Source organism: Marinobacter sp. CA1, from assembly GCF_020546665.1.
Lineage (GTDB): Bacteria > Pseudomonadota > Gammaproteobacteria > Pseudomonadales > Oleiphilaceae > Marinobacter > Marinobacter xestospongiae.
In genome coordinates, this window is sequence record NZ_CP071785.1 from 1259844 (window position 1) to 1283425 (window position 23582).

General features: G+C 60.3%; 21 protein-coding genes. 18 read left to right on the top strand and 3 right to left on the bottom strand.

Annotated features, from left to right (window positions below; all coding sequences use genetic code 11):
• Nucleotides 1–359 precede the first annotated feature (359 nt).
• The 6 genes from J2887_RS05875 to J2887_RS05900 all read left to right on the top strand — a co-directional run bounded on the left by J2887_RS05875 (nucleotide 360) and on the right by J2887_RS05900 (nucleotide 5313).
• Nucleotides 360–1892, top strand: coding sequence for a hypothetical protein (locus J2887_RS05875; RefSeq protein WP_227174965.1), 1533 nt, complete (start codon nucleotides 360–362; stop codon nucleotides 1890–1892).
• 199 nt (nucleotides 1893–2091) lie between these two features.
• A complete protein-coding gene (locus J2887_RS05880) occupies nucleotides 2092–2970 on the top strand; it encodes a diacylglycerol/lipid kinase family protein (protein ID WP_227174968.1) in 879 nt (292 codons plus the stop codon).
• Nucleotides 2971–3091: 121 nt separating this feature from the next.
• Nucleotides 3092–3562: a DUF4870 domain-containing protein gene (locus J2887_RS05885; RefSeq protein ID WP_227174969.1), complete on the top strand. Its 471-nt coding sequence runs from the start codon at nucleotides 3092–3094 to the stop codon at nucleotides 3560–3562.
• Nucleotides 3563–3782: 220 nt separating this feature from the next.
• A complete protein-coding gene (locus J2887_RS05890) occupies nucleotides 3783–3920 on the top strand; it encodes a hypothetical protein (protein WP_227174980.1) in 138 nt (45 codons plus the stop codon).
• Nucleotides 3921–4078: 158 nt separating this feature from the next.
• Nucleotides 4079–4996, top strand: coding sequence for a PEP-CTERM sorting domain-containing protein (locus J2887_RS05895; protein WP_227174982.1), 918 nt, complete (start codon nucleotides 4079–4081; stop codon nucleotides 4994–4996).
• A 137-nt stretch (nucleotides 4997–5133) separates the two neighbouring features.
• Complete coding sequence (locus tag J2887_RS05900; protein ID WP_227174986.1) at nucleotides 5134–5313, top strand: hypothetical protein; 180 nt, start codon at nucleotides 5134–5136, stop codon at nucleotides 5311–5313.
• Nucleotides 5314–5356: 43 nt separating this feature from the next.
• Here the strand turns inward: J2887_RS05900 and J2887_RS05905 are convergent, their stop codons facing one another.
• Nucleotides 5357–6247: a LysR substrate-binding domain-containing protein gene (locus J2887_RS05905; RefSeq protein ID WP_227174988.1), complete on the bottom strand. Its 891-nt coding sequence runs from the start codon at nucleotides 6245–6247 to the stop codon at nucleotides 5357–5359.
• Between the two features lie 185 nt (nucleotides 6248–6432).
• On the opposite strand from J2887_RS05905, the gene J2887_RS05910 reads away from it, so the two are divergent.
• Both J2887_RS05910 and J2887_RS05915 read left to right on the top strand, forming a co-directional pair.
• Nucleotides 6433–7584 carry a gamma-butyrobetaine dioxygenase gene (locus J2887_RS05910; RefSeq protein WP_227176058.1) on the top strand — a complete coding sequence of 384 codons (1152 nt, stop codon included), beginning with the start codon at nucleotides 6433–6435 and terminating at the stop codon, nucleotides 7582–7584.
• Nucleotides 7581–8150: an HD domain-containing protein gene (locus J2887_RS05915; RefSeq protein WP_227174991.1), complete on the top strand. Its 570-nt coding sequence runs from the start codon at nucleotides 7581–7583 to the stop codon at nucleotides 8148–8150. The genes J2887_RS05910 and J2887_RS05915 overlap by 4 nt, the downstream gene beginning before the upstream one ends.
• Here the strand turns inward: J2887_RS05915 and J2887_RS05920 are convergent.
• The gene (locus J2887_RS05920; RefSeq protein WP_227174996.1) at nucleotides 8114–8926 is read right to left on the bottom strand and encodes an HD domain-containing protein; all 813 of its coding nucleotides are present in this window, start codon (nucleotides 8924–8926) and stop codon (nucleotides 8114–8116) included. The genes J2887_RS05915 and J2887_RS05920 overlap by 37 nt on opposite strands.
• Nucleotides 8927–9043: 117 nt before the next feature.
• Between J2887_RS05920 and J2887_RS05925 the strand changes: the two genes are divergently transcribed.
• The 8 genes from J2887_RS05925 (at nucleotide 9044) to J2887_RS05960 (ending at nucleotide 19739) form a co-directional block, all read left to right on the top strand.
• Nucleotides 9044–9520 carry a winged helix-turn-helix transcriptional regulator gene (locus J2887_RS05925; protein ID WP_227175000.1) on the top strand — a complete coding sequence of 159 codons (477 nt, stop codon included), beginning with the start codon at nucleotides 9044–9046 and terminating at the stop codon, nucleotides 9518–9520.
• A gap of 80 nt (nucleotides 9521–9600) precedes the next feature.
• The gene (locus tag J2887_RS05930; protein ID WP_227175004.1) at nucleotides 9601–10494 is read left to right on the top strand and encodes an AraC family transcriptional regulator; all 894 of its coding nucleotides are present in this window, start codon (nucleotides 9601–9603) and stop codon (nucleotides 10492–10494) included.
• Nucleotides 10495–10623: 129 nt separating this feature from the next.
• Nucleotides 10624–12687, top strand: a complete 2064-nt coding sequence (locus J2887_RS05935; RefSeq protein WP_227175009.1) for a TonB-dependent receptor — start codon at nucleotides 10624–10626, stop codon at nucleotides 12685–12687.
• On the top strand, nucleotides 12687–13898 hold the full coding sequence (locus J2887_RS05940) for an MFS transporter (protein ID WP_227175012.1): 1212 nt from the start codon (nucleotides 12687–12689) through the stop codon (nucleotides 13896–13898). The genes J2887_RS05935 and J2887_RS05940 overlap by 1 nt, the downstream gene beginning before the upstream one ends.
• Before the next feature lie 143 nt (nucleotides 13899–14041).
• Entirely contained in the window at nucleotides 14042–15067 is a 1026-nt protein-coding gene (locus tag J2887_RS05945; RefSeq protein ID WP_227175017.1) for a branched-chain amino acid aminotransferase, read from the top strand.
• Between the two features lie 181 nt (nucleotides 15068–15248).
• Nucleotides 15249–15650 carry a hypothetical protein gene (locus tag J2887_RS05950; RefSeq protein WP_227175019.1) on the top strand — a complete coding sequence of 134 codons (402 nt, stop codon included), beginning with the start codon at nucleotides 15249–15251 and terminating at the stop codon, nucleotides 15648–15650.
• A gap of 252 nt (nucleotides 15651–15902) precedes the next feature.
• Nucleotides 15903–18014 carry a TonB-dependent receptor gene (locus J2887_RS05955; RefSeq protein WP_227175024.1) on the top strand — a complete coding sequence of 704 codons (2112 nt, stop codon included), beginning with the start codon at nucleotides 15903–15905 and terminating at the stop codon, nucleotides 18012–18014.
• 156 nt (nucleotides 18015–18170) lie between these two features.
• Nucleotides 18171–19739: a BCCT family transporter gene (locus tag J2887_RS05960; RefSeq protein WP_227175026.1), complete on the top strand. Its 1569-nt coding sequence runs from the start codon at nucleotides 18171–18173 to the stop codon at nucleotides 19737–19739.
• A gap of 37 nt (nucleotides 19740–19776) precedes the next feature.
• Here J2887_RS05960 and J2887_RS05965 read toward each other — a convergent pair whose 3' ends face one another.
• Nucleotides 19777–20979 carry an MFS transporter gene (locus tag J2887_RS05965; RefSeq protein WP_227175028.1) on the bottom strand — a complete coding sequence of 401 codons (1203 nt, stop codon included), beginning with the start codon at nucleotides 20977–20979 and terminating at the stop codon, nucleotides 19777–19779.
• A gap of 74 nt (nucleotides 20980–21053) precedes the next feature.
• Between J2887_RS05965 and soxR the strand changes: the two genes are divergently transcribed.
• Nucleotides 21054–21500 (top strand): redox-sensitive transcriptional activator SoxR, encoded by a 447-nt coding sequence (gene soxR, locus J2887_RS05970; protein WP_227175031.1) that lies wholly within the window; start codon nucleotides 21054–21056, stop codon nucleotides 21498–21500.
• Between the two features lie 173 nt (nucleotides 21501–21673).
• Nucleotides 21674–23521 (top strand): LamG-like jellyroll fold domain-containing protein, encoded by a 1848-nt coding sequence (locus J2887_RS05975; RefSeq protein WP_227175033.1) that lies wholly within the window; start codon nucleotides 21674–21676, stop codon nucleotides 23519–23521.
• Nucleotides 23522–23582: the final 61 nt, after the last annotated feature.

Consider the following 23582-nt stretch of genomic DNA (forward strand, 5'->3'; position numbering starts at 1 on the left):
ACTCAGTGCAATGCTGAAGCAATCACCGGGCCAGGCGTTGGTGTTGGAGATGGCCTGAAAAACCGCCGATGGCGACCCATGACTATCGATCACCATTGCCCATGACTACGTATATTCGTAGGCGTCAACGGCGACAGACTGGCTTAACCTGAACGTGCCGGGTGAATTCTGGGGAGCCTCTGATTGATCCCGCGTCTCCTCTGCGCGCTTTGATGGCTGTCACCGCAACGCGGGGCGTCGCAAATGGTCTGGGGTTACTTCCGGGCTCCCTGACTCTGGTGCTCCTGTGGGTCGTGCAGACTGCAGGTTTGCGTGTGCCTGCCGGGGTTGATGGTTTGGTATTCAAAGGAGGGAAGACAATGGTTCTTCGAATGAGTGGGCCTCTGGGGGCCTTTTGCCTGAGCCTGATGCTGGCCGCCTGCGGCGGGGGCAGCAGCAGCGGTGGTTCGAACAATGACGGTGGTGGCGACGGCAACGGTGGCGACAATGGCGGTGGTGATGTGGGCGGCACCACCCAGCAGGGGGTGTTCATCGACGCTCCGGTGGCCGGCCTGCAATACACCGCCGGCGCAACCAGCGGTGTGACTGATGCCGAGGGCCGCTTCGAGTATGTGGTTGGCCAGACTGTCCGTTTCTACATCGGTGGTATTGAGTTGGGCCAGGCCACCGGGGATGACATTGTCAGCCCCATCGATCTGGTCGCCGATGCGGTGGATGACAGCCACCCGACGGTGGTGAACATGGTCCGCTTTATCCAGACCATCGATGACGATGGCAATCCCGATAACGGTATCCAGATTACCGCGTCGGTTCGTGGCCAGGCGGAGGGCCGCAGTATTGACTTCAACCAGTCTGAAGCCGCCTTTGAGGCTGACGCGGCGGTAACGGCCGCGCTGGATGAACTGACCGCTGCAACCAACTCGGGCGCCCGCGGTATGGTTGCCCGGGAACAGGCGTTGGCGCACTTCCGTGAAACCCTGGCGAGCTTCGAGCTTGAGGGGCGGCTGGAGCCCGGGGTCATTGATGGTGAGAACCTGACCCTGGCGCAGGTGGAGTCCTATATGCAGAGCGTTGGCTCGGGGATCTGGCGCACCCTGGTGGTGATGGATGCGGCCACCTCGGTTACGTTGTTGGGCAATGAGATCACCTCCCAGACCGCCGGGACCTTCGTCACCGAAACCATGTTCCTGTCCGAGGGTGGCCAGTTGCTGGTGCGCAGTTGCGGCGAGGACGTGGCCGAGCCGGTGGACGAGGATGAGTTCGACCCGTCGGACGATGACAATCCGTTCTGCCAGGATGAGCAGTTCCAGTATTACCGGCTCGACAGTGGTGGTCTTGGTATGACCCTGACGTGTGACGGCAACATTCTCTGGGCGGCCGAGTTTGACAAGATTTCCAGTCAGACGACCTGGCACCAGGGGCAGCTGTCGATGTCTTCCGCCCAGTTTCCGGATCTTGCCAGTACCGGCGAAGTCTGCGGGATGATCACCGATGTTGAGGTGACCACCTCCGGTTTCCCCGATGACTTTGGCGACCAGTTCCCCGGTGGTGGTGACCTGCCGTATGGCAACGGCACCCAGACCTACTGGTCAACCGAGGTGGTTGCGCCCTACGGCAACGATGATATCGAGCTAATGTTCAACTTCTACGGCGGTAGCAAGCAGGCCGGCACTTACTCAGTGCTGGACTCTGTTGATCCCGGTACCGATGGCCGCTACGTCGTGGCGTACGCCGAATCCGATGCCTTCGGCGTCGGCTCGAACATCGTGGTGACCGGTGGCAGCGTCACCATCAGCAGTGTTGGCCTGTATACCGTCAGTGGCAGCTACAACCTGAGCACCGCCACGGGCGATCAACTGCAGGGGAGCTTCCAGTTGGGCATTCATCCCTGACTGACGGCCCGCCCCCTTATTGCCGGGGCTGTCCGGACATCGGACAGCCCCAGGCTTGAACGTTCCCGATTGTTCCGTGTTGACGGATCTGCTCGCCACGATTCCTTCCCGCCTTGCGCAACCGTAATCGCCGCCGGTCTTCAATGCTCCTATGCTGGGAGGCTCTGTAGTCGGACAGGATATCGGGGGAGACCGTGCAATGACCTATTGGTTGGTGGCCAACGGCCAAGCCGGTGATGGCGGGCGGGGGCGTGACTTCTGGGTATCGGCGTTGGTGGCCGCGGGGATTGAGCAGCCGCGGTGCTGTGAGTTTGACGACCCGGCCTGGCAACAGGAGGCGGGGCCAGGCGATGTGGTGATGGTGGCCGGTGGTGATGGCTCGGCGAACCTTGGTGCCCGCGTCTGCACGGACACCGGGGCGACCCTGGCGGTCCTGCCATCGGGCACGGCCAACGATTTTGCCCGCAATCTGGCATTGCCGGATGATCCGGATGCCCTATGCAGACTCATTGCCAGGGGTGAGTCCCGGGCTGTGGATGTGGCGGTTTTCGGTGAACAGATTTTTCTCAATGTGGCGCATGTCGGTCTGGGTACCCTGCCAGTGCGGCGCGGAAACGGCAGCCGCAAGCGACTGCTCGGGCGATTCAGCTACGGTGTGGAGCTGATTCGTCAGCTCGGTGCAAAGCGGGGCTTCCGTGCCACCATTGAATGTGATCGGGGGCAGGTGAGTGGCCGCTGGCTGTCTGTCGCGGTGGCCAGCGGTGCCTTCTATGGCGGTGGCAATGAAATCCCCCAGGCGGCCGCCGACGATGGCTTGCTGGACGTGATTGCGGTGAGGCCCCGGCCCCTGTTACAGCTGCTGCTGACCTTTGTGATGGTACGGTTGAACCGGCAGGCGCCGCGTCGCACCAGCACACTGCTTCACCTGAAGGGGCGGCAATGCCGGATTGGTACCCGTAAGCCCAAGACCGTGACCGCGGATGGTGAGGTGGTAGGCAAGACACCCCTTACCGTCACTTGCCGGCCAGGGTGCCTTAAGGTTATTGCGTCGACCGTGGTCAGCACCGTACGAAACTGAATTTTCAAGCCCGCGGGTCTGCCGTATAGTAGGGGTCTGCCTCGCCTGGCCAGTGCCTGGTCAGGGCAAAGGCGTAATGCCATGGCCGCAAAGGATATGGTCCCCATCAAAAGGAGTAGATATGTCTGACCCCACGCCGCAATCACCGTCGTCCCCTGAGCAGCCGGAGCCCAAGCCGCAGGCCGCCCCCGCTGCACAGCCAGAGCCTCAGGCTCAAGCCCAAGCACAAAACCAGGCCCAGACGGAGTCTGCTGCCGGTACCGGGCTGTCGGAACCCAGTCAGGATTCCCGCAACCTGGCGCTGTTGAACTGGATTGGTACCTTTTTCTTTGGCTTCATTCCCTGCCTGGTGCTGTACATCGTCAAGAAAGACGATCCCTATGTACTGGATCATGCCAAGGAAGCGCTGAATTGGTCGATTACCTCATTCATCGCATCCATGGTGGCTATTGTTCTGAGTTTTGTCGTAATCGGTGTCTTGCTGTTCCCCATCATCGGTATTCTGCACATCGTGGTTTGCATACTGGGATTGGTTGCCACCACCAAGGGCGAAACTTTCCGTATGCCCTACATTCTCCACCTGATCAAGTAAGCCCTGCTGTTCGCAGCCACCGAAACGCTCGGTGGCTGCCTTTCTCCCCCCGATTCCTGCCACAATTCATCACCACTGTGCCTCTGGCTGGCCCGAATCCGCCTGTAGCCTGTTTGCAGTTACGACGCATCGGGCGTTGGTATCACTGGCGATCAGGAGGGCAGGGGTTATGGCAACAGGCGAATCAATAGCGCGGGCTAGTGGTGTGAGGGAAACGGATGTGGCGCACCCAGGGCGTGTGCATCAACAGCTGCGGCGATTGCGGCTGGAGCGGGATCTGGCCATTGCCGCCTGCGAGCGGCTGGCGGCGGAGCGGATCGTGTTGCGTTGTCTGGCGCGATCACGCCGCCGTCGCTGATCCTGAGGGATATGTCGGCATTGTTTACGCAGCTAACAGAGTGTCGTGTTTTAAATCGTCTATCTAGCAGTAATTATTGAGAAAAATGCTTCTGGTCGGGTTCTTGCTAAAGCTTAAGTGCAGGCAGCAGTAATAAGACCCATAAAGGAGATAGACGAATGAAACACACTCTTGCACTGGGAGCTGCTCTGGCGTTGGCCAGTACATCCTCCCTTGCGGCGCCCATCAGCGCCGACGTGGTTTTTCTGGTGGACGAATCCGGCTCCATGGCCGGCGAGCATACCTGGCTCGGCAACATGATCTCCAGCCTCGAAAGTGGCTTGCAGGCTAAAGGTGTCGGTGGTTCCCAGGCCAACCAGTATTCCCTGGTGGGCTTTGGTTCATCATTACATGGCACCGGCCAGGGGCCTCACCCCCATGACATGGACGCCGGCACCGGCGGTATTCAGAACTGGGGCTCCGCTGCCCAGTTCGCGACTGCCACCAGTTCCCTGGTTGCCAGTGGTGGTTTTGAAGATGGCTGGACCGCCATCGACTGGGCCATCAACAATCTCAGCTTTCGCTCCGACAGCGCGGTCAACTTTGTGCTGGTGACGGATGAGGACCGGGACGCTCCCTTTGGCGATACCCTCACCGCTAACGGGTTGTTGTCTGATATGGGCGGCTTGGGCGCTTTGTTGAACGTAGTGGTCAACAACAACTTCGGCTGTTCGCCCAGCACCACCGGCGCCATCGGTATCGACAGCGACAGTAATGGTTACGAGGCCGATGGCAGCGGTGGCTACACCGAATGCGCTGGCCAAGGCACCATTGGCAGCGGATTTGGCACCACCAAAACGGACTACGTGGATCTGGCCACCGCCACCGGCGGGGCCGCCTGGAACCTCAATATCCTGCGCAGTGGTGGCCTGGACGCCGACTCCTTCACCACGTCTTTCGTGGACATCAAGGTGGAAGAGATCACCAACCAGGACCCGAACGATCCGGGTGACCCGGTGCCAGAACCTGGCTCCCTGGCGTTGTTCGGACTTGGTCTGACCGGTCTGTATCTGCGTCGTCGCAGAACCCAGGCCTGATTGGAATATCACCGGCCGGGCAGTCTTGTGGCTGCCCGGCATTTCGCCGGGAGGAGTGCCGGCGGTTGTCGCGGCTTCTGTGCCTCCCTTACACTGGCAGGGCAATGTAGTTCGGCCATACAAGGAAGCCCGGTGCCATGGTGTTATTGACGATTCTTGCGGTCCTGTTTGTGGTACTGGTCGTAATCGTACCCCTGATTGAACGCTACGCCCCCAGAGACAATGGTCAGCAGCTGGCCCGTTACCGTCGGTTCTTCTTTCCCGCCCTGGCGTTGCTGCTGGTGATTCAGTTGCTGCATCACTATCTGGGCTCCTAGCTCGCTATCCATTCGCCTTGCAATGGCGCCCGTCTGTTCTGTTTTACCCGCCCAGCTCCTGCCTGAGCCATTGGCAGAATGCCGCTTCTCCGGGGCGGACGAGGCGTCCGGCTTCCCGCACCAGGTAATGACCGCCATCGCTGGCCAGCGTGACCGGGCTGGCCTGCACCAGCGACCCATCCGCCAGGGCCTGCTCCACCAGCAGTGACCGCACCAGCAGCAGACCGAGACCGGACTTGGCAGCTTCAATGGCGAGGCTGGTGGTGTCGGTTTCCATGATCGGTTCGGGCAGGGTGCCGGCGATGTTCGCCTGTTGCTGCCACTGCTGCCAGGTCTCGCGATAGCCCTGCACCGCAATCCGGGGCAGGCTGTGCAGCCGTGTTTTCAGATCGGCCGCGCCATGCCGGATCGGGAATCCGGGGGCGGCCACCACCAACCAGTGTTCCCGGGTCAGGCGTTCCACCTCCAGTCCCTGCCAGTCGCCATAGCCATTGGCGATCTCCAGGTCAGCGCCTTCCAGGGTGTGTTGTGAGGGCCAGGTGATGGCCAGCAGGCGAAGTCGTAGGCTGGGCTGCTTGCGGTAGAGTTCGGGCAGCCTGGGCACCAGCCACTGACGGGCAAAGCTAGCGGCAACCCGAACCGTCAGTGGGCGTTGGGCGTCGTCACCGAACAGCGCCTGGGTTCCTTCCCGCAGAGTTGTAAGCGCTGTGCTGAGGATGGGGAGATAGGCCCGGCCGGTGTCGGTAAGCTCAAGACGGCGGGGGTGGCGCAGGAACAGCGGTTGCCCCAGGTGTTCTTCCAGCAACTTGACCTGCTGGCTGACGGCGGCCTGGCTGACACCCAGTTCCCGGGCAGCCTGGGTGAGGCTTTCGTAACGGGCGGCGGCTTCGAAGGCCCTGAGGGCGTTCAGCGGGGGCAAGGTGCTTCTACTCATAAGAAATTCTAACTTGTTGTCTCAAATTGTCTGGTATGTCTATCCACTTTCCAGCTTTTTATCAATCTCTCTTCGCCGATTTCACAGAAGTGACATCTTCTGTGAATAAGTTTTCCTGATAGTTGGCTTTCAGCTTTTTGAGCTGAACAGCCCCCGGAAGACACGTTGAGGAGAACGCCGTGAGTATGTTGAAAGAAGTCCGATTTGTGCCGGATGAGCTGATGATCGAGTGGGCGGACGGCCAGCAAAGTGGGTTCTATGCCTTGTGGTTGCGGGACCATTGCCAGATGTCGGCGAGCCGCCACCCGGCCAACGGTCAGCGTCTGGTCAATGTCAGCGACTTTTCGGAGTCGTTGTCGATCGGGCAGGTCAATCGCCTGTCTGAGGATCGGTTGGAGGTGGTCTTTGAGCCGGATGGCCACCGCTCTATCTTTGAGGCGCAGTGGTTGCGACGTCACTGCTACACCCTGAACGAACCCTGGGATGACCGGTCCGAATCTGCCAAGACCCTATGGCAGGCCAGCTGCTTCAGCGGTGGCGTGGCCAAGACAGACTATGTCGAATATGGCCATTCGCGGGAAGTCCGTCGGGACTGCCTGCAGTCGGTGCAGAGGCTGGGCTTTGCGCTGCTCGGCAACGTGCCCTGTGAGAGTGGGGCGGTGTTGGACGTCATCCGCAGCTTTGGCTACTGCCGTGAGACCAACTACGGCGAGTTATTCGACGTGCGTTCGGTGGTGGACCCCAACAACCTGGCGTTCAGCAATCTGGGGCTGGGCTGCCATGCCGATAATCCCTATCGTGATCCGGTACCGACCATACAGTTGCTGCATTGCCTGGCGAGTTCCACCGAAGGCGGCGACTCGATTCTGGTGGATGGCTTTCGCGCCGCCGCCATTCTGAGGGAAGAGGCACCGGAGGATTTCGAACTGCTGACCGGTCACTATCTCAACTACCGTTTTCAGGACGCTTCTACGGATCTGCGCTCGCGGGTTCCGATGATCGAGCTGGACGATCGCGGGCGGATCACCAAGGTGCGTTACAACAACCGCTCCATCGATACCATCTTGCTGGCCCCGGCGGTTATCAAGCCGTTCTATCGGGCTTACCGCCACTACGCCCGCATCCTCGAGAGGCCGGAGTTGAAACTGACGTTCCGGCTCAACCCGGGGGATCTGATGGTGTTCGACAACACCCGCATCATGCACGCCCGGACCGGCTACCAGGCCGGCGGCGAGCGCCATCTCCAGGGCGCCTATGCCGACCTGGATGGTCTCTACAGCACCCTGGCCGTGTTGCAACGGGAAACCCGGCCAGCCGCCATGGGGAGAGCGTTATGACTCAGTCATTGCCAACCCGGGACACCATTGTGGATTTCATCGAAGGCATCTTCCTGCGTCGGGGCGCGGAGTCGTACTTGGGCGAGGCGGTGTCGATGGCCCAGCACATGCTTCAGGCCGCGGCTTGCGCCGAACGCGACGGTGCGCCCACCACGATGGTGGCCGCGGCCTTGTTGCACGATCTCGGACATTACACCAATGAGATACCGGACGATGTTCTGATGGAAGGCACCAACAACTACCACGAGGAAGCCGGTGCCAACTTCCTCGCCCGTTTCTTCCCCGCCGAGGTGGTTGAGCCCATTCGCCAGCATGTCGCCACCAAACGCTACCTGTGCGCGGTGGACCCGGCTTACTTCCAGCGGCTGTCGGATGCATCGGTGTATACCCTGGAGCTGCAGGGCGGGCCGATGAGTGAGGCCGAAGTAGCGGCGTTCCGGACCAACCCCTACCTGGAGGCCTGTGTGCGGGTGCGCCACTGGGATGATGAGGGCAAGGACCCTGAGCGGGCGCATCCGCCGTTCAGCCATTATCGGCCGCTGTTGGCGTCGTTGGTGACGTCTTGACGCAGTCGCTGGTCCAGGGGGTTATTGGCGGCCAGCTTGCTGAAGCCGCAGCGGCGGAGGAAGTGGGCGTGGCTGCCTGGGCGGTGCGGAGTCTGATCGATGGACGTGACGATCTCCTCACGGAATCCGTGGCGGGGATAGCGTTGGTGGATCTGCTGGTGCAGAGCTTCCGGCACCAGGTGCTGATAGGCTCCAGCAACGTCCATGTGGGCACCGTACTTGAGCAGCAGTGCCTCGGCTGAGTGGTGGTGGGCGCTGAGCCAGGGGTTGAGGTGGTAGCTGATGGCCTCGTACAGCCGGCTGGCGTCGTCATCACTCCATTGCTGTCCCTTGGCCAGTCGCCAGGCTTCCCGGGCACCAAGGATCTGGAAACCGGTGTCGCAGGCACAGTCGAGGTTGGGGGTGGTCAGGCCCAGGTCGTGCAGCAGACAGGCGATGTAGAGCTGTTCCGGGTCGGCCTCGACCGCCAGCGCCTGGCCCACCACCGCGCCCATCAGCCAGGTGCGGTAACAATGCGACAGCAGCGCGGGGGAATAGCGGCTGGCTGCCAATTCCTCGCACTCGCGGGCAAATCCGGTGTCCGGGCGTCGGATAGCCTCCAGTGAAACCCTGCGCCGACGGGCCGGAGACAGGTTGAGGCGATAGCACAGCCGGCTGGCCTGCTCGTCGACCTGAGTGCGGATCAGTTGCCAGATAACGTGTGCCTTCTCGCGGGTGGTCATGGCACCGTTGGTGCGTTCGCTCCAGTGGTGTGAGCCTGGGGTAGGGCCGAGCATGGTTGTCTCCCGGTACTTGCTTTGGCGGAACAGGTCGCTTTCATTTTGAAAGTCTCTTTAGTGTCGCTAGATGACTTGCGTATTGCAAGTGACTATTGGTGCCTCTAAACTGCAACCATGACCTCTCCCAGCTCCTCTCCTGACCCGAACTCTGCGACCACTCAGCGCGCCGATCTGGCCGAACCTGTCGATCGCTCATCGGTGCCGGATAACACCCCGCCAGCAGGCCAGTACTGCCCACTGGCCCGGGGCCTGGAGTTGGTGGGAGATCGCTGGAGTCTGGTAATCCTGCGGGAGATGGCGCTGGGTCGGCATCGCTACGGCCAGTTCAGTGAGGTGGCGGAAGCGATTCCCACCAACATCCTGGCCAGCCGGCTACGCAAGCTCTCCGACCATGGTCTAATCCGCAAAGTGCTTTACCAGGAGCGACCGCGTCGCTACGAGTACCACTTCACTTCCCGGGGCGCGGCGCTGTTGCCGGTGATGCAGGCCCTGGCGCAGTGGGGCAGCGACCAGTTGCCGGAGTGTTATCGCCCGCCGGAGCGGTTTTTCGGGTTGTGTCCAGATGACCTGTTGAGGAGCGTGCCGAAATAGCCGGTGAGGTGGCCCGGTTGTGAATCAAATGAAAGTGGTTATCATTATTTTTATTTGATTCATGGCAGGGAACTAGCGGTATGCTAAAACTCAAAGCGTCGGAGTTCTTTGCCGACACTCATGCGGCAAGCTTTGTCGGTGTCCGATCCGAGGTTGAATCAACGTCCCTGATGCGGGATCTGATGGTATCCCTGGTGTCCTTCGAGGCCCCCGAACAGTTTGTGCTGGCGGCGGAGAACGATCAGGATCTGATCCACTTCAGTTATTTGTTCGAAGGCGGAGCTGAGGTCGGTTGGTCGGGGCAGAGTCACCAGTTGGGGGCTGGCAACCTGTTGGCCAGCTACGCCCCGCAGGCCCGTTTTCAGTTGCAGCTGTCACCGCGATACCAGAACATTGAGTTAATGGTCCGGCCCCAGCTTCTCGCCGAACTGGCGGGGGATGAGTACGAAGCCCTGGCGCTACATATCCGTGAGGGGTTCTGTTTCCGTGTCGGCCCCGGTTGCCCGGAAGCTGACCGTTCAGCACGGTCACTGGCGCGGGTGTTACGGCAGCCGGACATATCGCCGCTGTTGCGGCAGGCGGCGGCGCTGGAGTTTCTGGGGTGGCAGTTGCAGAGCTTCAATCAAGCCCGAGACAGTGGCTTGCCGCGCCAGGAGCGACAACAGCTCGCCAGGGCCCGGGCCCTGCTGCTGCAGGATCTCACGACGCCCCCAACGATAGCCGCGCTGGCGAGGGAAGTCGGGCTTGGCCAACTTCGTCTCAAGCGCGGATTTCGATTGTTGTACGGCGACAGTATTTACGCCTGCTTCCTGCGACACAGGATGGAGCGGGCCCGGCAGTTGCTGGAGTGTCATTCCGTCACCGAGACGGCTGTGGCGGTGGGTTACTCCAACATTAGCCATTTCAGCGCTTGCTTCCGGAAGCATTTCGGCTGTCTGCCTCGGGATATCCGGGCCCGCTCCAGAATGGCCTGATGCCCCGCCAACCGCTATCGCCATCCGGATCGGGGCATGGGCAAACCCGTTTCGGGTGGTTGTTGCAAGTAATAATCAATATCGTCTTGGTCAGGCAACGTATTCGAACGCACCCAAGTCGAGAAGTCCATGACCAAGATCCTCTCCCGGCCCTCCCTGGCCGTTGCATTGCTCACCGCGCCATTGGCGGTCTCCGCAAACACAACTGATGACCAGGCAGCACATTCGCTCCCGGCGTTGACTGTAACTGCCAGCAAACTGGGTACCACTGAGTTTGATACCCCGACCGGTGTAACGGTAACTGAAGGCGACACTGTCGAAGACTATCGCTACAGCACCCTTGGGGACCTTGCGGAGCGTCAGTCCAATCTCTATCTCACCAGCTTTACCGGCCATACCCCTCAACTGGTGTTCCGCGGGCTGGGGTTCTCGGACGATGAGTCTGACAGTGTCAGCAGCAGCGTGCTGATTGATGGTGTACCGGTCTTCGGTCTGGCCTTGGGGCAGCTGTTCGATCTGGATCAGGTGGAGCTGCTGCGGGGGCCCCAGAGTACACTGTATGGCCAGAACAGCATGGCCGGTGTGATGGCAGTGGCGACACAGGCGCCGCAGGCGGAGACGGCGAGTGCTCTGAAGTTTGAGTATGGCACCGGCAATCGCAGGCGTGGAGAGTTGACGACTAACCTGGTGATGTCTGAGCGCACCGCGGTCCGACTGGCATTGGGGGGAGAGTGGGCTGACGGCTATACCGACAACCAGATGCTTGACCGGAACGATACGGCGGATTGGGCCTCGGGTTTTGGTCGCGTGCGGTTGAGTCATCTCGATGAGGCCGGCGGGCAATGGCACCTTGGACTCCACCTGATGGATCACGACGGTGGCAATGATTATTTTGCCAGTCAGGATCAAGCCGATGACCACCAATCCATGGCCGGTGACTCGGGCCAGAACGATGTCTGGTTTGCGTTGGTGACTGGCGAGTACCGACGTCCGCTGGAGACTGGAGGGGACTGGGTGACGACGCTGGGCAGCAGTTCCTACGATTGGCGTTACTGGGTGCCGGCGTCGCTCTTCGATGCCCGCTCGGGATACCACATGGAGGGGCGCCAGAGCAGTCTGGAGACGCGGTTCAATGGCTTGCATGGTGAACTGGACTGGCTGTTGGGCGGCTTCGTGTCCCACAGTGCACGTGAGGCGCCCTATACCTTTGACATGGGGTCGGCTTACACGAGCAAAACTCACTCCGATGTTACCGGGCAAACCGCTGTACTGTTCGGAGAGGGCGGTTGGCGTTTTGGCAGCGGCTGGCGGGTCGCTGCAGCGTTGAGGCTGGAGTTTAATCATCGGGAAATGGACTGGCATGCGCTAAACCGAGGCCTGATAGATGCCGACGGTGACGGTACGCCAGAGACTCCATTTGAGCAGATCCGGCAACTGGAGGACATTAAGGCCACTGACCGGGTGCTGTTGCCGCGCTTTACTCTGGCACATCGCGATGGCCACTCCAGCTACCGTTGGTTGACTCTGGCTCGTGGGTACAAGGCATCCGGTTTCAATCTGTTCACCGGTAGCGAGGCTATTGCCAATACCGAGTTCGATGCCGAGTTCGGCAACTATGTGGAGCTGGGGCAGCGGCTGCAGGACCCGGATGGTGCGTGGCAGCTCAGCGGTAATCTGTTCTATATGAAGCTGACTGATCAGCAGGTCGTCGTGGTGAACGATCAGAACGCGACCATGACGACCAACGCCGGACGCTCACACAGCGCTGGACTGGAGCTTGAGGGCAGTGTTTGGCCTACCGATATGGTACGGGTTCAGGTTCGCGGGGCATTGCTGGAAGCGGAGTATGATCGTTATCGGAATCAGGGCGAGGATTTGGCTGGTAATCGCTTCCCGAATGCGCCCCGCTACAGTTATGGCCTGGCTTTGAGCTGGCAGCCGGCTTCGGGCTGGCGGCTGGGTACATCGGCGACCCGGCAGGGTTCGACACAGGTGTATGGCAATACCGCGATCAAGAGTCCTGGATACACCCAGGTGGATGCAATGGCGGGCTATTACCGGCCAGATTGGCAAGTCTCAGTGTTTGGCAAAAATCTGCTCGATGAGGACTACTACGTCAGGGCTATGAACAATGGCATGGTCGTGGCTGGTGCTCCGCGAACCCTGGGCCTGCGGCTGGGGCTGTCATTCTGATGGCTGTTGCCACCCGTTCCGCTCGATTACTACCGATGCTGGCGCTGTTGTACCTAGCCCAGGGACTGCCGATGGGGTTGGTGTTCCACGCCTTGCCGGCAATGCTTAGGGATGCCGGGGCATCCCTTGAGTTCCTGGCGATGGTGCCCCTGGCAAGTCTGCCCTGGGTGGTGAAGATGCTGTGGGCGCCCTGGATGGAGAACCACTGGTCGCCACGCTGGGGACGTCGCCGCAGCTGGCTGGTACCCGCTCAGGTGTTATTGACCCTGACGTTGGTCATTATGGCTCTGGTGCCGTTCGGGCTGGACCAGGCCAGCACACTGCTCGGCCTGGTGGCTCTGGCCTCGCTGTTGGCAGCGACCCAGGATGTGGCCAGTGATGGCTTGGCCGCTGATGCCCTGACGGGGCAGAGCCTGAATGCCGCCAACGTGCTTCAGGTGGCTGCCTTCATGGTTGGCATGCTGATTGGCGGCCCAGGAGTGATGGTGGTGGCTGATGGCTTTGGCGTCCGATTTGGGTTGCTGGTGCTGGCGCTACTAATGATGGTGTGCAGCGTGCCTGTGTGGGTTTGGCAGGAACCGGCCGCGGCCTTCGCCGGTCGTCATGTGCGGGCATCGTTGCGGCAGGCCTTTCAACGGGAGCGGGGGGTGTTCATGCTGGTGCTGGCCATGATCTCGACGCTGGCTGGCGCAGTGCTCTTTGCCTTGGCCAAACTGATTTTGGTGGACGCTGGCTGGCCTCTGGCTCGGGTGGGTGTGATTACCGGCGTGGGCAGTTCGCTGATGATTGTGGCGGGTTGTGTGCTGGCGGCTTGGCTGATGCGTTTCGCGGGTCAGTGGCAGACCCTCACCCTGGGGCTGCTGCTGGTGTTGGTGAGTACTGGCCTCTGGCGCTGGTTGGCGCTCCAGCAGGATCTAAATGTCAGCGCGGTTTGGCTGGCAACGTTGGTCAGTGGTACGGGGACCGGTGTTGTTTCGGTTGCCATCTACGCGCTGCTGATGGGGTTTGCCCAGCGTGGCGAGCAGCCAGCAACGGATTATTCACTGTATCAGGGCTGTCAGGTGCTGGGGGAAATTCTGGTCGGCAGTTTCGCCACCGCCCTGGCTGCTTTTGCAGGCTACGGCGCCGCAATGATGCTGGCTGCGTTGCTAGGGTGCCTGGCACTGGTCCTTAGCTTCCGCGGTCGACCGGGGTGTCAGGCTGCCGGGTAACGCTTGCGATCCTGTTGCGATGGGACCTGTTCTGGCTCTGTGACCCCCGCCAAGGTCAATTCTGTGTCTGTTTTTCCGGGCCATGAAGGGTCATAATGGTGGGCTTATCAAGACATCAGGTTGCGTATCGGGAGGAGCAGAGAATGGCGGATTCGTCCCCCAACAAGGCACAGGCACCACGGCAGACCGGGGCCTTTGGAACAGAGTTTATTTCGAAGATGGCGGTGGCCGAATGCATTGACGGTGTCTGGCAGCCGGCCAGGGTTGTACCGGTGGCGCCGATCTCCCTGCACCCTGCTGCTCACGTCCTGCATTACGCCAGTACCTGTTTCGAGGGTATGAAAGCCTACCGTACGCCGGATGGTCATACCCGTGTGTTCCGGCTGGATCGTCACATGGCCCGCTTCGGCCGCAGCGCCCAGCAGCTGTACCTGCCGTTCCCCGGTGAACAGGTGGTGGAAAGCATGGTCCGTGAGATGCTGGCGGAGTGTGACGCCGAAATGCCGGAGCCGCCCAAGGCGCTGTATCTGCGGCCTACGCTGATCGGCACCGAGGCGAACATTGGTGCCGCCGGCGCACCGTCCCGCGATGCCCTGCTGTACGTGCTGGGCTCGCCGGTGGGTGACTATTTCACCGGTGGCGCCAAGGCGCTGACCATCAAGGTGGAAGAGGAAGCCATGCGCTGTGCGCCCGGCACCGGCCAGACCAAGACCGGTGGCAACTACGCCGCTGCCCTGCGGCAAGTGATTGAAGCGCGGGAGAATGAAGGTGCGGATCAGGTGCTGTTCTGCCCTGGCGGTGACGTTCAGGAAACCGGCGCGTCCAACTTCTTCCTGCTCAAGGACAACTGCCTGCTGACCAAACCGCTGGCGCCCTCGTTCCTCGACGGTGTTACCCGGGATTCGGTGATCACCGTGGCAAAAGACTTGGGCTACGAGGTCCGTGAAGAGGACTTTACCGTTGACGATATCCAGGACTGGATCAAGGACGGTGAGGCGTTCCTGTCCGGCACTGCCGCGGTGTTGTCCGGTGTTGGTTACCTGCTGTGCCGTGGTGAGCGCCTGGTGGTTGGCGACGGCAGCATGGGTCCGCACACCCAGAAGCTTCGCCAGGCCCTGACCGACCTGCAGTTCGGTCGAGTGGAAGACCGCTTCGGCTGGTTGTCCTGATGGCTTCCGGGCGCTGGTCACGTGCTGATCAGCGACCCTCTCAGGTTCCGGTGTCTGAGCCACGATCGTCACTTCTTCGTATAAGACGTGACAGCTGATCGTGTTAAGATGCCGGCGCCGATTCCCTGGGTGGTATTGGTATCTGAACAGCGGATATCCGCAGTAACAGGGGATGTTATCCATGCAAATTGAAAACCTGCCTGAATCCATCGACGCCGACATCCAGAACTGCATGGCCGATGTATTCGAGACCCTTCAGGGCATGGCGCCCGAGGAGTCTTACCTCGCCACTAACCTCATGAAAACCAGGCCCTTCTTCCTGAAGGCACTGGCACTTCTGCGCACCACCGATTACCTGTCCCGCGGGGATCATCTGAATCTGCTCAAAGCGCTGGATTTCGAGATTGACGCCAACGGTGACGATCTGGAAGACAACCTGGCGTTCTGCTGGGTGACGATGGTCAACAATCTGGAAATGGCGCTGACCCAGCAGGAGTTCAACGCTCGCTTCGCGCTGTTTGTGCCTTTGGTCCTGCGCAAGATGAACGAAGTCCAGGCAGAGGCCAGATTCCCAGCGGCCTGACCATCTCCTCAAAACGACGCAGTAGGTCAGCGGGGCGTTTTTCCTTTACTGGTCGGTCAGTTACCGACTCTCGGATTCCCGTGGCCGGCCTCAGGACGGCAAGTGCAGGCTTTGCTCAATCACCAAATAACAACAATTCTCATTTGTATTATTATTAAATTGTGGTAGGTTTGCCGCCCGAAATTTGAGGCGGTCGGACCAGGGCTGCCTCATGGCCATTCGATGACCGGATCAACGAGGTATCCCGCAACCATGCGTGTCAAACCCGCTCACCCTACGATTACTCTAACTCTGTTCGTTGCCGGGCTGGCCCAGCCGGTCTCTGCTGTGGCTGACAGCCCGGGATACACCGCCACTCTGCCGACGCTGCTGGTGGAGGCGACGTCGGAACTGAGTCAGACCAAGGGGTACGTTGGCTACGAAGAGGCGAACGTCACCCGCAACAATCTGACGATTCGCGAGGTACCCCAGACCATCGATGTCATCAACATCCAGAAGAACAAGAACTACGGCACCAATGACCTCAGCTCGATCCTTGAGGGCAACGCCGGTGTGGATGCCAGCTACGACATGCGCGGGGAGAACATCTTTCTGCGGGGCTTCAAGGCAGACGCCAACGACATCTACCGGGACGGAATCCGCTCCAGTGGCCAGGTGCGACGGAGCACCGCCAACATCGAGCGGGTCGAGATTCTCAAGGGGCCGGCGTCGGTACTCTACGGGCGCAGCACCGGTGGCGGGGTGATCAACCTGGTGAGCAAGTCCGCCAACTTCACGCCCACACGGGTCGTGGGTGTCAACTACGGTTCCTGGGCCGATCGCAGCGCAACGCTGGATGTGAACGAGGTGGTGAACGACAACGTGGCGGTTCGGCTTACCGGTGAGATTGGCCGGGCCAACGCCTTCCGCTCCGGCATCGAAAGCGAGAATGAGATGCTGTCACCCAGCGTGTTGGTGGCCTCCGACGATGGTCGCCTGACGTGGGAAGCCCAATACACCTATGACAACGCCTGGCGAGTACCGGACCGTGGGCCGAGCAAGTCGGACTACGATCTCATGGGGATCGACTACCACACCGGCTTCGCCCACCCCGGGGATTACGTTGAGGATACCCTGCATTTTGTCCGTTCCAGCCTCGGTTACCAGTTTGCCGATGACTGGGAAATCAGCTGGCTGATCGGCTACCGCCAGGCCGAGCAGAACTTTGATCACCATTACGCTGGCCGCTACAGCGAAGATGACGGCCTGCTGTCCCGCAACTACGCCTGGCAGGAAACCGACAACAAGACGCTGACCAACACCCTGCGCCTGACCGGTGAGGTGACGACAGGTCCGTTGAGTCACAAGATTACCCTGGGCCTGGAGGACAGCCGTGAAGAGCGGGTGCCCAAGGTTGGCTTCGTCAGCGGCCTGGTGAACATTGATCCCCGTGATCCGTCCAGTTGGCCGCGCCCGGACCGGGCCAATGCACCGATCCGCTTCGACAACGTCCATGAGACCGAGACCCAATCGCTGTTCGTGCAGGATCTGATCGGGCTGACTCCGGCGCTGAAGGTGATGTTGGGCGCCCGCATCGATGACTACGAGTTCCAGACCACCAACATTGATGATGTCAGCAACCGCTATGACGACACAGTATTCAGCCCCAGCGCCGGTGTGGTCTGGGACCTCGCCCGGGACCATACCGCCTACGCTTCCTACAGCCAGAGTTTCTCGCCCTATGGCGGCCAGGGTTACCTCGGCATCAGTGCCACCGCCGACAGCGACACCTTCAACACCGATCCTGAGGAAAACCGCCAGTACGAGATCGGCCTGAAAAGTGACTGGCTGGATCAACGACTCACTTCCACGGTGTCGCTGTACCAGATCGAACACCGCAACATCCGTTACCGTCCTGACCCGGACAACGACCCGTTCCGCTGGGCGGAGCGGGGCCAGGAGCGTTCCCGGGGTATTGAGCTGAGCCTGATTGGCCAGATCGTTGATCACTGGTTCCTGCGCAGCTCGGTAGGGGTGATGTCCGCGAAGGTGGTTGATAATGTCGCCGATCCGGCTGAGGAAGGGCGCCATCTGGACAACACCAGCAACGTCACTGGCAATGCCTTTGTGCGCTATGTGCCGGACGATCAGTGGTACGGCGAGCTGGGCGTGACTCACCTGGGTGACCGCTACAACTACAACCGCGACGGCTCCGCCGCGCACCTGGACGGCTTTACCCGTGTTGATGCGATGGTGGGCTGGCAGTGGCGTGACTGGAGCACCACCCTGGCGGTGCACAACCTGCTGGATACTGACTACTGGCGCTCCTCCAGCATGCCGGGCGAGCCCCGCTCGGTGTATGGCCGTCTGAGTTATCAGTTCTAGGGAACCTCAGATTAACTCCGGATCGCGCAGGGACGATTCGGAGTTAATGGGAGCCTCCCTGGTAGCCCAATCCCCCCGTGTCAGGGGAAATACCGGTTGAAGCCAATGGCCGTGGCCTTTAGGGTGCGCGGCCATTTGCAAAAAACTGGCTTTTTTATGACCACTCTCTCGTCGGCAGCGTCTGGCTCTTCCGCTGCACCATCCCGCTGGCATCACCTGGGTGATCCGGTTGTTCTGATTCTCACCATGGGATTCATCATTGCCTTCATCGGCTTTTCACTGGCTGATTCGCAATGGGTGGCTACACAGATAGGCGAGGGATTTGCCTGGACCGCGAAGAATCTGGGATCGTTTTTTCAGCTCCTGCTGCTGCTGACGTTCTTCATCGCCATGGGCGTTGCCCTGAGTCAGGCGGGCGCGGCCCGGCTGGGGGATCTGGCGAAGCCGGAGATCGGTACCTTCCGCTGGCTGGCGATGATCCTTTGTACGCTGCTGGCCGGTGGCGGCGTGTTCTTTGCCGCGGGTGAACCGGTCTACCACTTTGTGGTGACGCCGCCGGTGTTCGATACCGAGGCGGCGACCGCGGAGGCCGTGGCGCCGGCACTGGCGCAGTCGTTCATGCACTGGGGCTTGCTGGCCTGGGCGGTGCTTGGTTCGCTGACGTCTTTGGTGCTGGCCCATGCCCACTACGTTCAGGGCAAGCCACTGCAACCCCGTACCCTGTTGTACCCGGTGTTTGGTGAACGGATCCTGACCAGCTGGGTTGGCGGCGTGGTGGACGCGCTTTGTGTGATTGCCGTGGTGGCCGGCACGGTGGGGCCGATCGGCTTTCTGGCGACCCAGATGAGCTTTGGGCTGCACGAACTGTTCGGCTTTGCCGACAGCTATGGTGCCCAGTTGGTGATCCTCGCCATTCTGGCAGGGGTTTACATGACGTCCGCAATGAGCGGCGTCCATCGCGGTATCCAGTTGCTCAGCCGTTTCAACGTGGTGCTGGCGTTAGTGATTGCGGCGGTGATCTTCGTCTTCGGCCCGACGCTGTTCCTTACCAACAGCTATCTGTCCGGGTTGGGGGAGTACATGACCTCATTCTTTGATATGGCCACCGTGACCTCGGAAACCGCCCCGGACTGGTGGATGAAATGGTGGACGGTATTCTTCTTCGCCTGGTTCATTGGCTATACCCCGCTGATGTCCATCTTTGTGGCACGGATCTCCCGAGGCCGCACCATCCGCGAAACCATCCTGGCCATTTCGCTGTTGGCGCCGATCGCCACCACCATCTGGTTTACCCTGCTCGGCGGCAGCGGTGTGTTCTATCAGCTCAGCGGTGCCATTGACCTGACCGAAGCATTGAATGCCTTCTCCTTCGATGTGGCCACCCTGACTGTGGCTCAGGCTCTGCCAGGTGGCACCTTTATGGCGGCGGCGATCCTGTTGCTGACCACCATCTTCGTTGCCACCACCGGTGATTCCATGAGCTATTGCATTGCCATGGTTGGTACCGGCCATGACGAGCCCCACTTTCTGGTACGGACCTTCTGGGGTGCGGCCATGGCGATCATGGCGGCGATTCTGTTGTACATGGGCAGCGGTCAGATCGGGGTGCTGCAGCAGTTTATCGTGCTGACCGCCATTCCGGTGTCGCTGATCATCCTGCCATCCCTGTGGACCGGCCCCCGGGCGGCCTACGCCATGGCGCGGGCCCAGGGACTGGTGAAGTAACCGGGGCTTTTGCTCCTTCCATCGGCCCCCGCCACTATCACCGGAACTGCCGGTGATAGTGGCGGGGGTTGAACTCTGCCGCCAACAGGAACAGCAGGACGTAGGCGGCGGCCAATACCAGCCAGACATCGACGAATGTCCCCAGCAGGTCTCGTGTGACCCCTGCCAGCAACGGCGTGAAGGCCGCCAGGGTGTAGCCATAACCCTGAACCCGTCCGACGATCTGACCAGCCACCTGGTGGTCGGGATGGTGATCCATCGCCACAATCATTGCCAGCGGGAACTGCCCGCCAATACCCAGCCCCAGCAGCGTCAGCGGCACCAGGATGGACGGGGTCTGCGGCATCAGGGCCAGTACCAGAAAGCCCACCATGGTCAGGCCCAGTACCAGAAAAATTACTGGTCGCCGGTCGGTACTGCGTTGGGCCAGAGACGGAAACAGCAGGCCTGCCACCACTTCCACGCAGGTCAGGTACCCCAGCAGGTAACCGGATTCCACCGCGCTGAACCCGAGATCCATGGTGTAGGGAGGCAGCCAGGCCAGCACACATACATAGCCGGTGCCCGCCAGTGCGAAAAACACGGCCAGGGCGGCGCTGCGTCCAGGCACCAGCGTTGGCTGGGGTGAGTGGCTGCGGTGTTCCGCCGGCAGCGCCAGACCACGACGATTGCCCTGCCAGAACAGCGCTGCGACGGCTGCCAGCAGTCCCCAGCTCGCCATGCTGTGACGCCAGCTGTCCAGAGTGTCGGTGAGAATCGGAGCCAGAGTAGAGGACAGCGCCGCGCCGCACATGATGGCGGTGATGTACCAGCCCATGGTGATGGCCATGCGTTCGCCGGTCTGGCGTTTGATGATCGCGGGCATCAATGCCTGGACCAGGGCGATGCCGGCACCACCGAGCAGTGCGGTGGACAGGAACGCCAACCACCCCAGATCGAACAGTCGCATCAGGTCAGCCAGTGCAATCAGCACCAGGGCAATGCCCACCAGTTGATGCACCCCCAGGCGGCGGGCCAGCGGCATGGCGACGAAACAGCCAAGGCCCATCACCAGTACTGGCAACAGTGTGAGCAGGGAGATCTGGGTGTAGTTCATCGCCAGGGCGAGCTGGAGATGTTCGGTCAGTGGCCCGATGACGGCCAGCGATGGCCGCAGGTTGAGGCCGACCAGCACGCACAGGCCGGTGAAGGTCAGCAGGGACAGGGATGTCCGAGCGGGGGGTTGCAAGGTGTGTTCCATAACGTTCCTTTGTGCTTGCCAAGGGGGGTGTAGGAACGGCACTCTAAAACCTCAAGTCAACTTGAGGTCAAGCCATGGAGTTTCGAAAGTTACCGAGCCGTAAAATCGACAGCCGCAAGCAGGCCCTGAGTGCGGGGGAGGTGGCAAAACGTTGCGAGATTGCGGTGTCGGCGGTGCATTTCTATGAAGCTGAAGGGTTGATTCACGGCTGGCGTAACAACGCCAACCACCGCCGCTATTCCCGCCATGTGCTGCGTCGGGTGGCGATCATCAAGATCGCCCAGCAGACCGGCGTACCCCTCAGGGACATCAAGGTGGCGCTGGATGCCTTGCCGTCCAACGAGGCTCCGACGCCGGCGCAGTGGGAGGCCATGTCCAGTCGCTGGCGGGATCTGCTGGATCGCAAGATCCACGATCTCTCCATGTTGCGGGATCAGTTGGGAGAGTGTATTGGTTGCGGGTGTCTTTCCCTCACTGCCTGTCCGCTGCGTAATCCCAGTGATTGTCTGGCAGGCCAATAGAGCTGAAAGGTTTGGATATAAAATATAGATTCACTTATAAATGAAAATTTGACTATTTTATATTTTGTTTTGATGTTTTTATTCTTTGAAGTTTCTTGGCTTTATATTCATACAACTTTAACGTCTTCTGGCTAGGGTGGCGCTTCGTTCATTCGATAGTCAGGAGTCTCACTATGAAGTGTCTATCCCGCAATGCGTGGTGGCGGGGCGGATTGCCCATCGCCATGAGTCTGATGTTGTCTGCCTGTGGTGGTGACGGCAGCTCTGGAAACAGCACCACAGGACCGGTGGTCGACAGTGACGCAAATTTTACCCTGGCGGTCATTCCAGATACCCAGAAGTATGCCCGCTATTCGCCAGAGCGGTTTCTGGCCCAAACTCAATGGATTGCCGACAACTACCGGCAGGAAGGGGTTGCCTTCACCGTTCACCTGGGCGACGTGGTTGATCAGGCGGACGAGCCCTCCGAGTGGACCTATGCCCGACAGGCCATGCAGGTGCTGGAAGCCAATGCTGATACTCCCTACAGTGTGCTGCCTGGAAACCACGATGTAATGGACAGCAGCCAGTGGGACAATGAAAGGTCGCTGGCGTCGGAGCCTTACCTCAACCATTTCCCGGCGTCATTGCAGGCTGGCAACTTCACCACGTTCCAGGGCACAGACAGCACAGGGTTCAGTAGTTACCACATATTCTCAGCCGGTGGCCGGGAGTATCTGGTACTGGCGCTGGACTGGCGGTCTTCGGAGCAGACCGTCACCTGGGCCCAGTCAGTGCTGGATCAGCATCCGGACTTGCCCGTGATTCTCACCACTCACCAGTTGCTCAATATTGCGGGTGACGGCGAAACGGCGATCTTCACCGATCATGGTGCCATGCTGTGGGATCGTCTGATTCGCAGTAACGACCAGATTTTTCTGACGTTTAACGGTCACCACCATGGCGAGGCAATGATGGTGGGCAAGAACGACTATGGCCGCGATGTGGTGATTGTTGTAGTGGACTACCAATCCGGCTTCTGGGGCGGGAATGGCATGATGCAGCTGGTGGGGTTTGACGCCGCCAACGACGAGCTGGATTTTCGTTCCTTCTCACCATGGGTGGCAGCGATTCCCGAGGGGCAACGCCAGCCACAGGATGAGCTGTCCCGTTGGGAGTTCAGTGTGCCAATGGATTTTGATGCCCGCTTCAGTGCCTTCAACCAAGGTGCTGTGGACGACGAACCCGGCAATATTGACGGCACCCAGGCCTACTGGATTCTGGATGAGGCCCACCGTGCAACCACCACCAATGGAAACGTCGAGTTCCTCGATGCCTCCGGTAACGGCAACAGCCTGCATCTGGCGTCTTTCAATGATCCCCAGGGCGACCTTTCGAACTACTTCAGCCTGACGAATGAGCCGGCTCCCTTTGGGTATGCTGATGGTGCCGCCAGTTTCCGTGGCAATAACCGTGTTGGCGGGTACTACCTGACCACCGAAGCACCCGGGCTGACCTTCAGTACCAGTGAATCGGGGAATGCGGGCTACCTGCCAACCTACACCATCGAAGCAATCGTCAGATTGCCGGAGGATTGGTCGTCTGAAGATAACAAGTGGTCGGGTATCCTCAACCATCGTCCCCAGATCTCCCGGGTTTGCGACTACCATCAGGTGGATTGCAGTGGTGGCGATGCATCTCTTGGACTGAACGTGTCGTCCTTGAAAGAGTTTCAGTGGGTGAGCACCTCGCAGAATGGCAAAGGCCCGGATAACTGGTCCTGGGAAGTGATGAACGGCTACTGGTACCACATTGCCCTGATCAATGATGGTGAAAAGGTGCAGATGTACGTTGATGGCTCTCTGGTGATGCGCACCGGTGTGGGTGAGCAACAGGGGTTGTTGGTTGAACCCGGGCAACCCTGGTCCATTGGCATTAACAGCTGGGAAGGGGAGCCGGGCAATCTGTTCGCTGGTGATGTCGCTGAAATCCGCATCAATCGCCGGGTGCTGGATCGTTCTGAGTGGCTGCTTAACCGGTAATTTTCTGACCCCCGGTGCGGGGCGGTGAGTTGCCGCCCCGAACCATTTGGTACGGACAAAT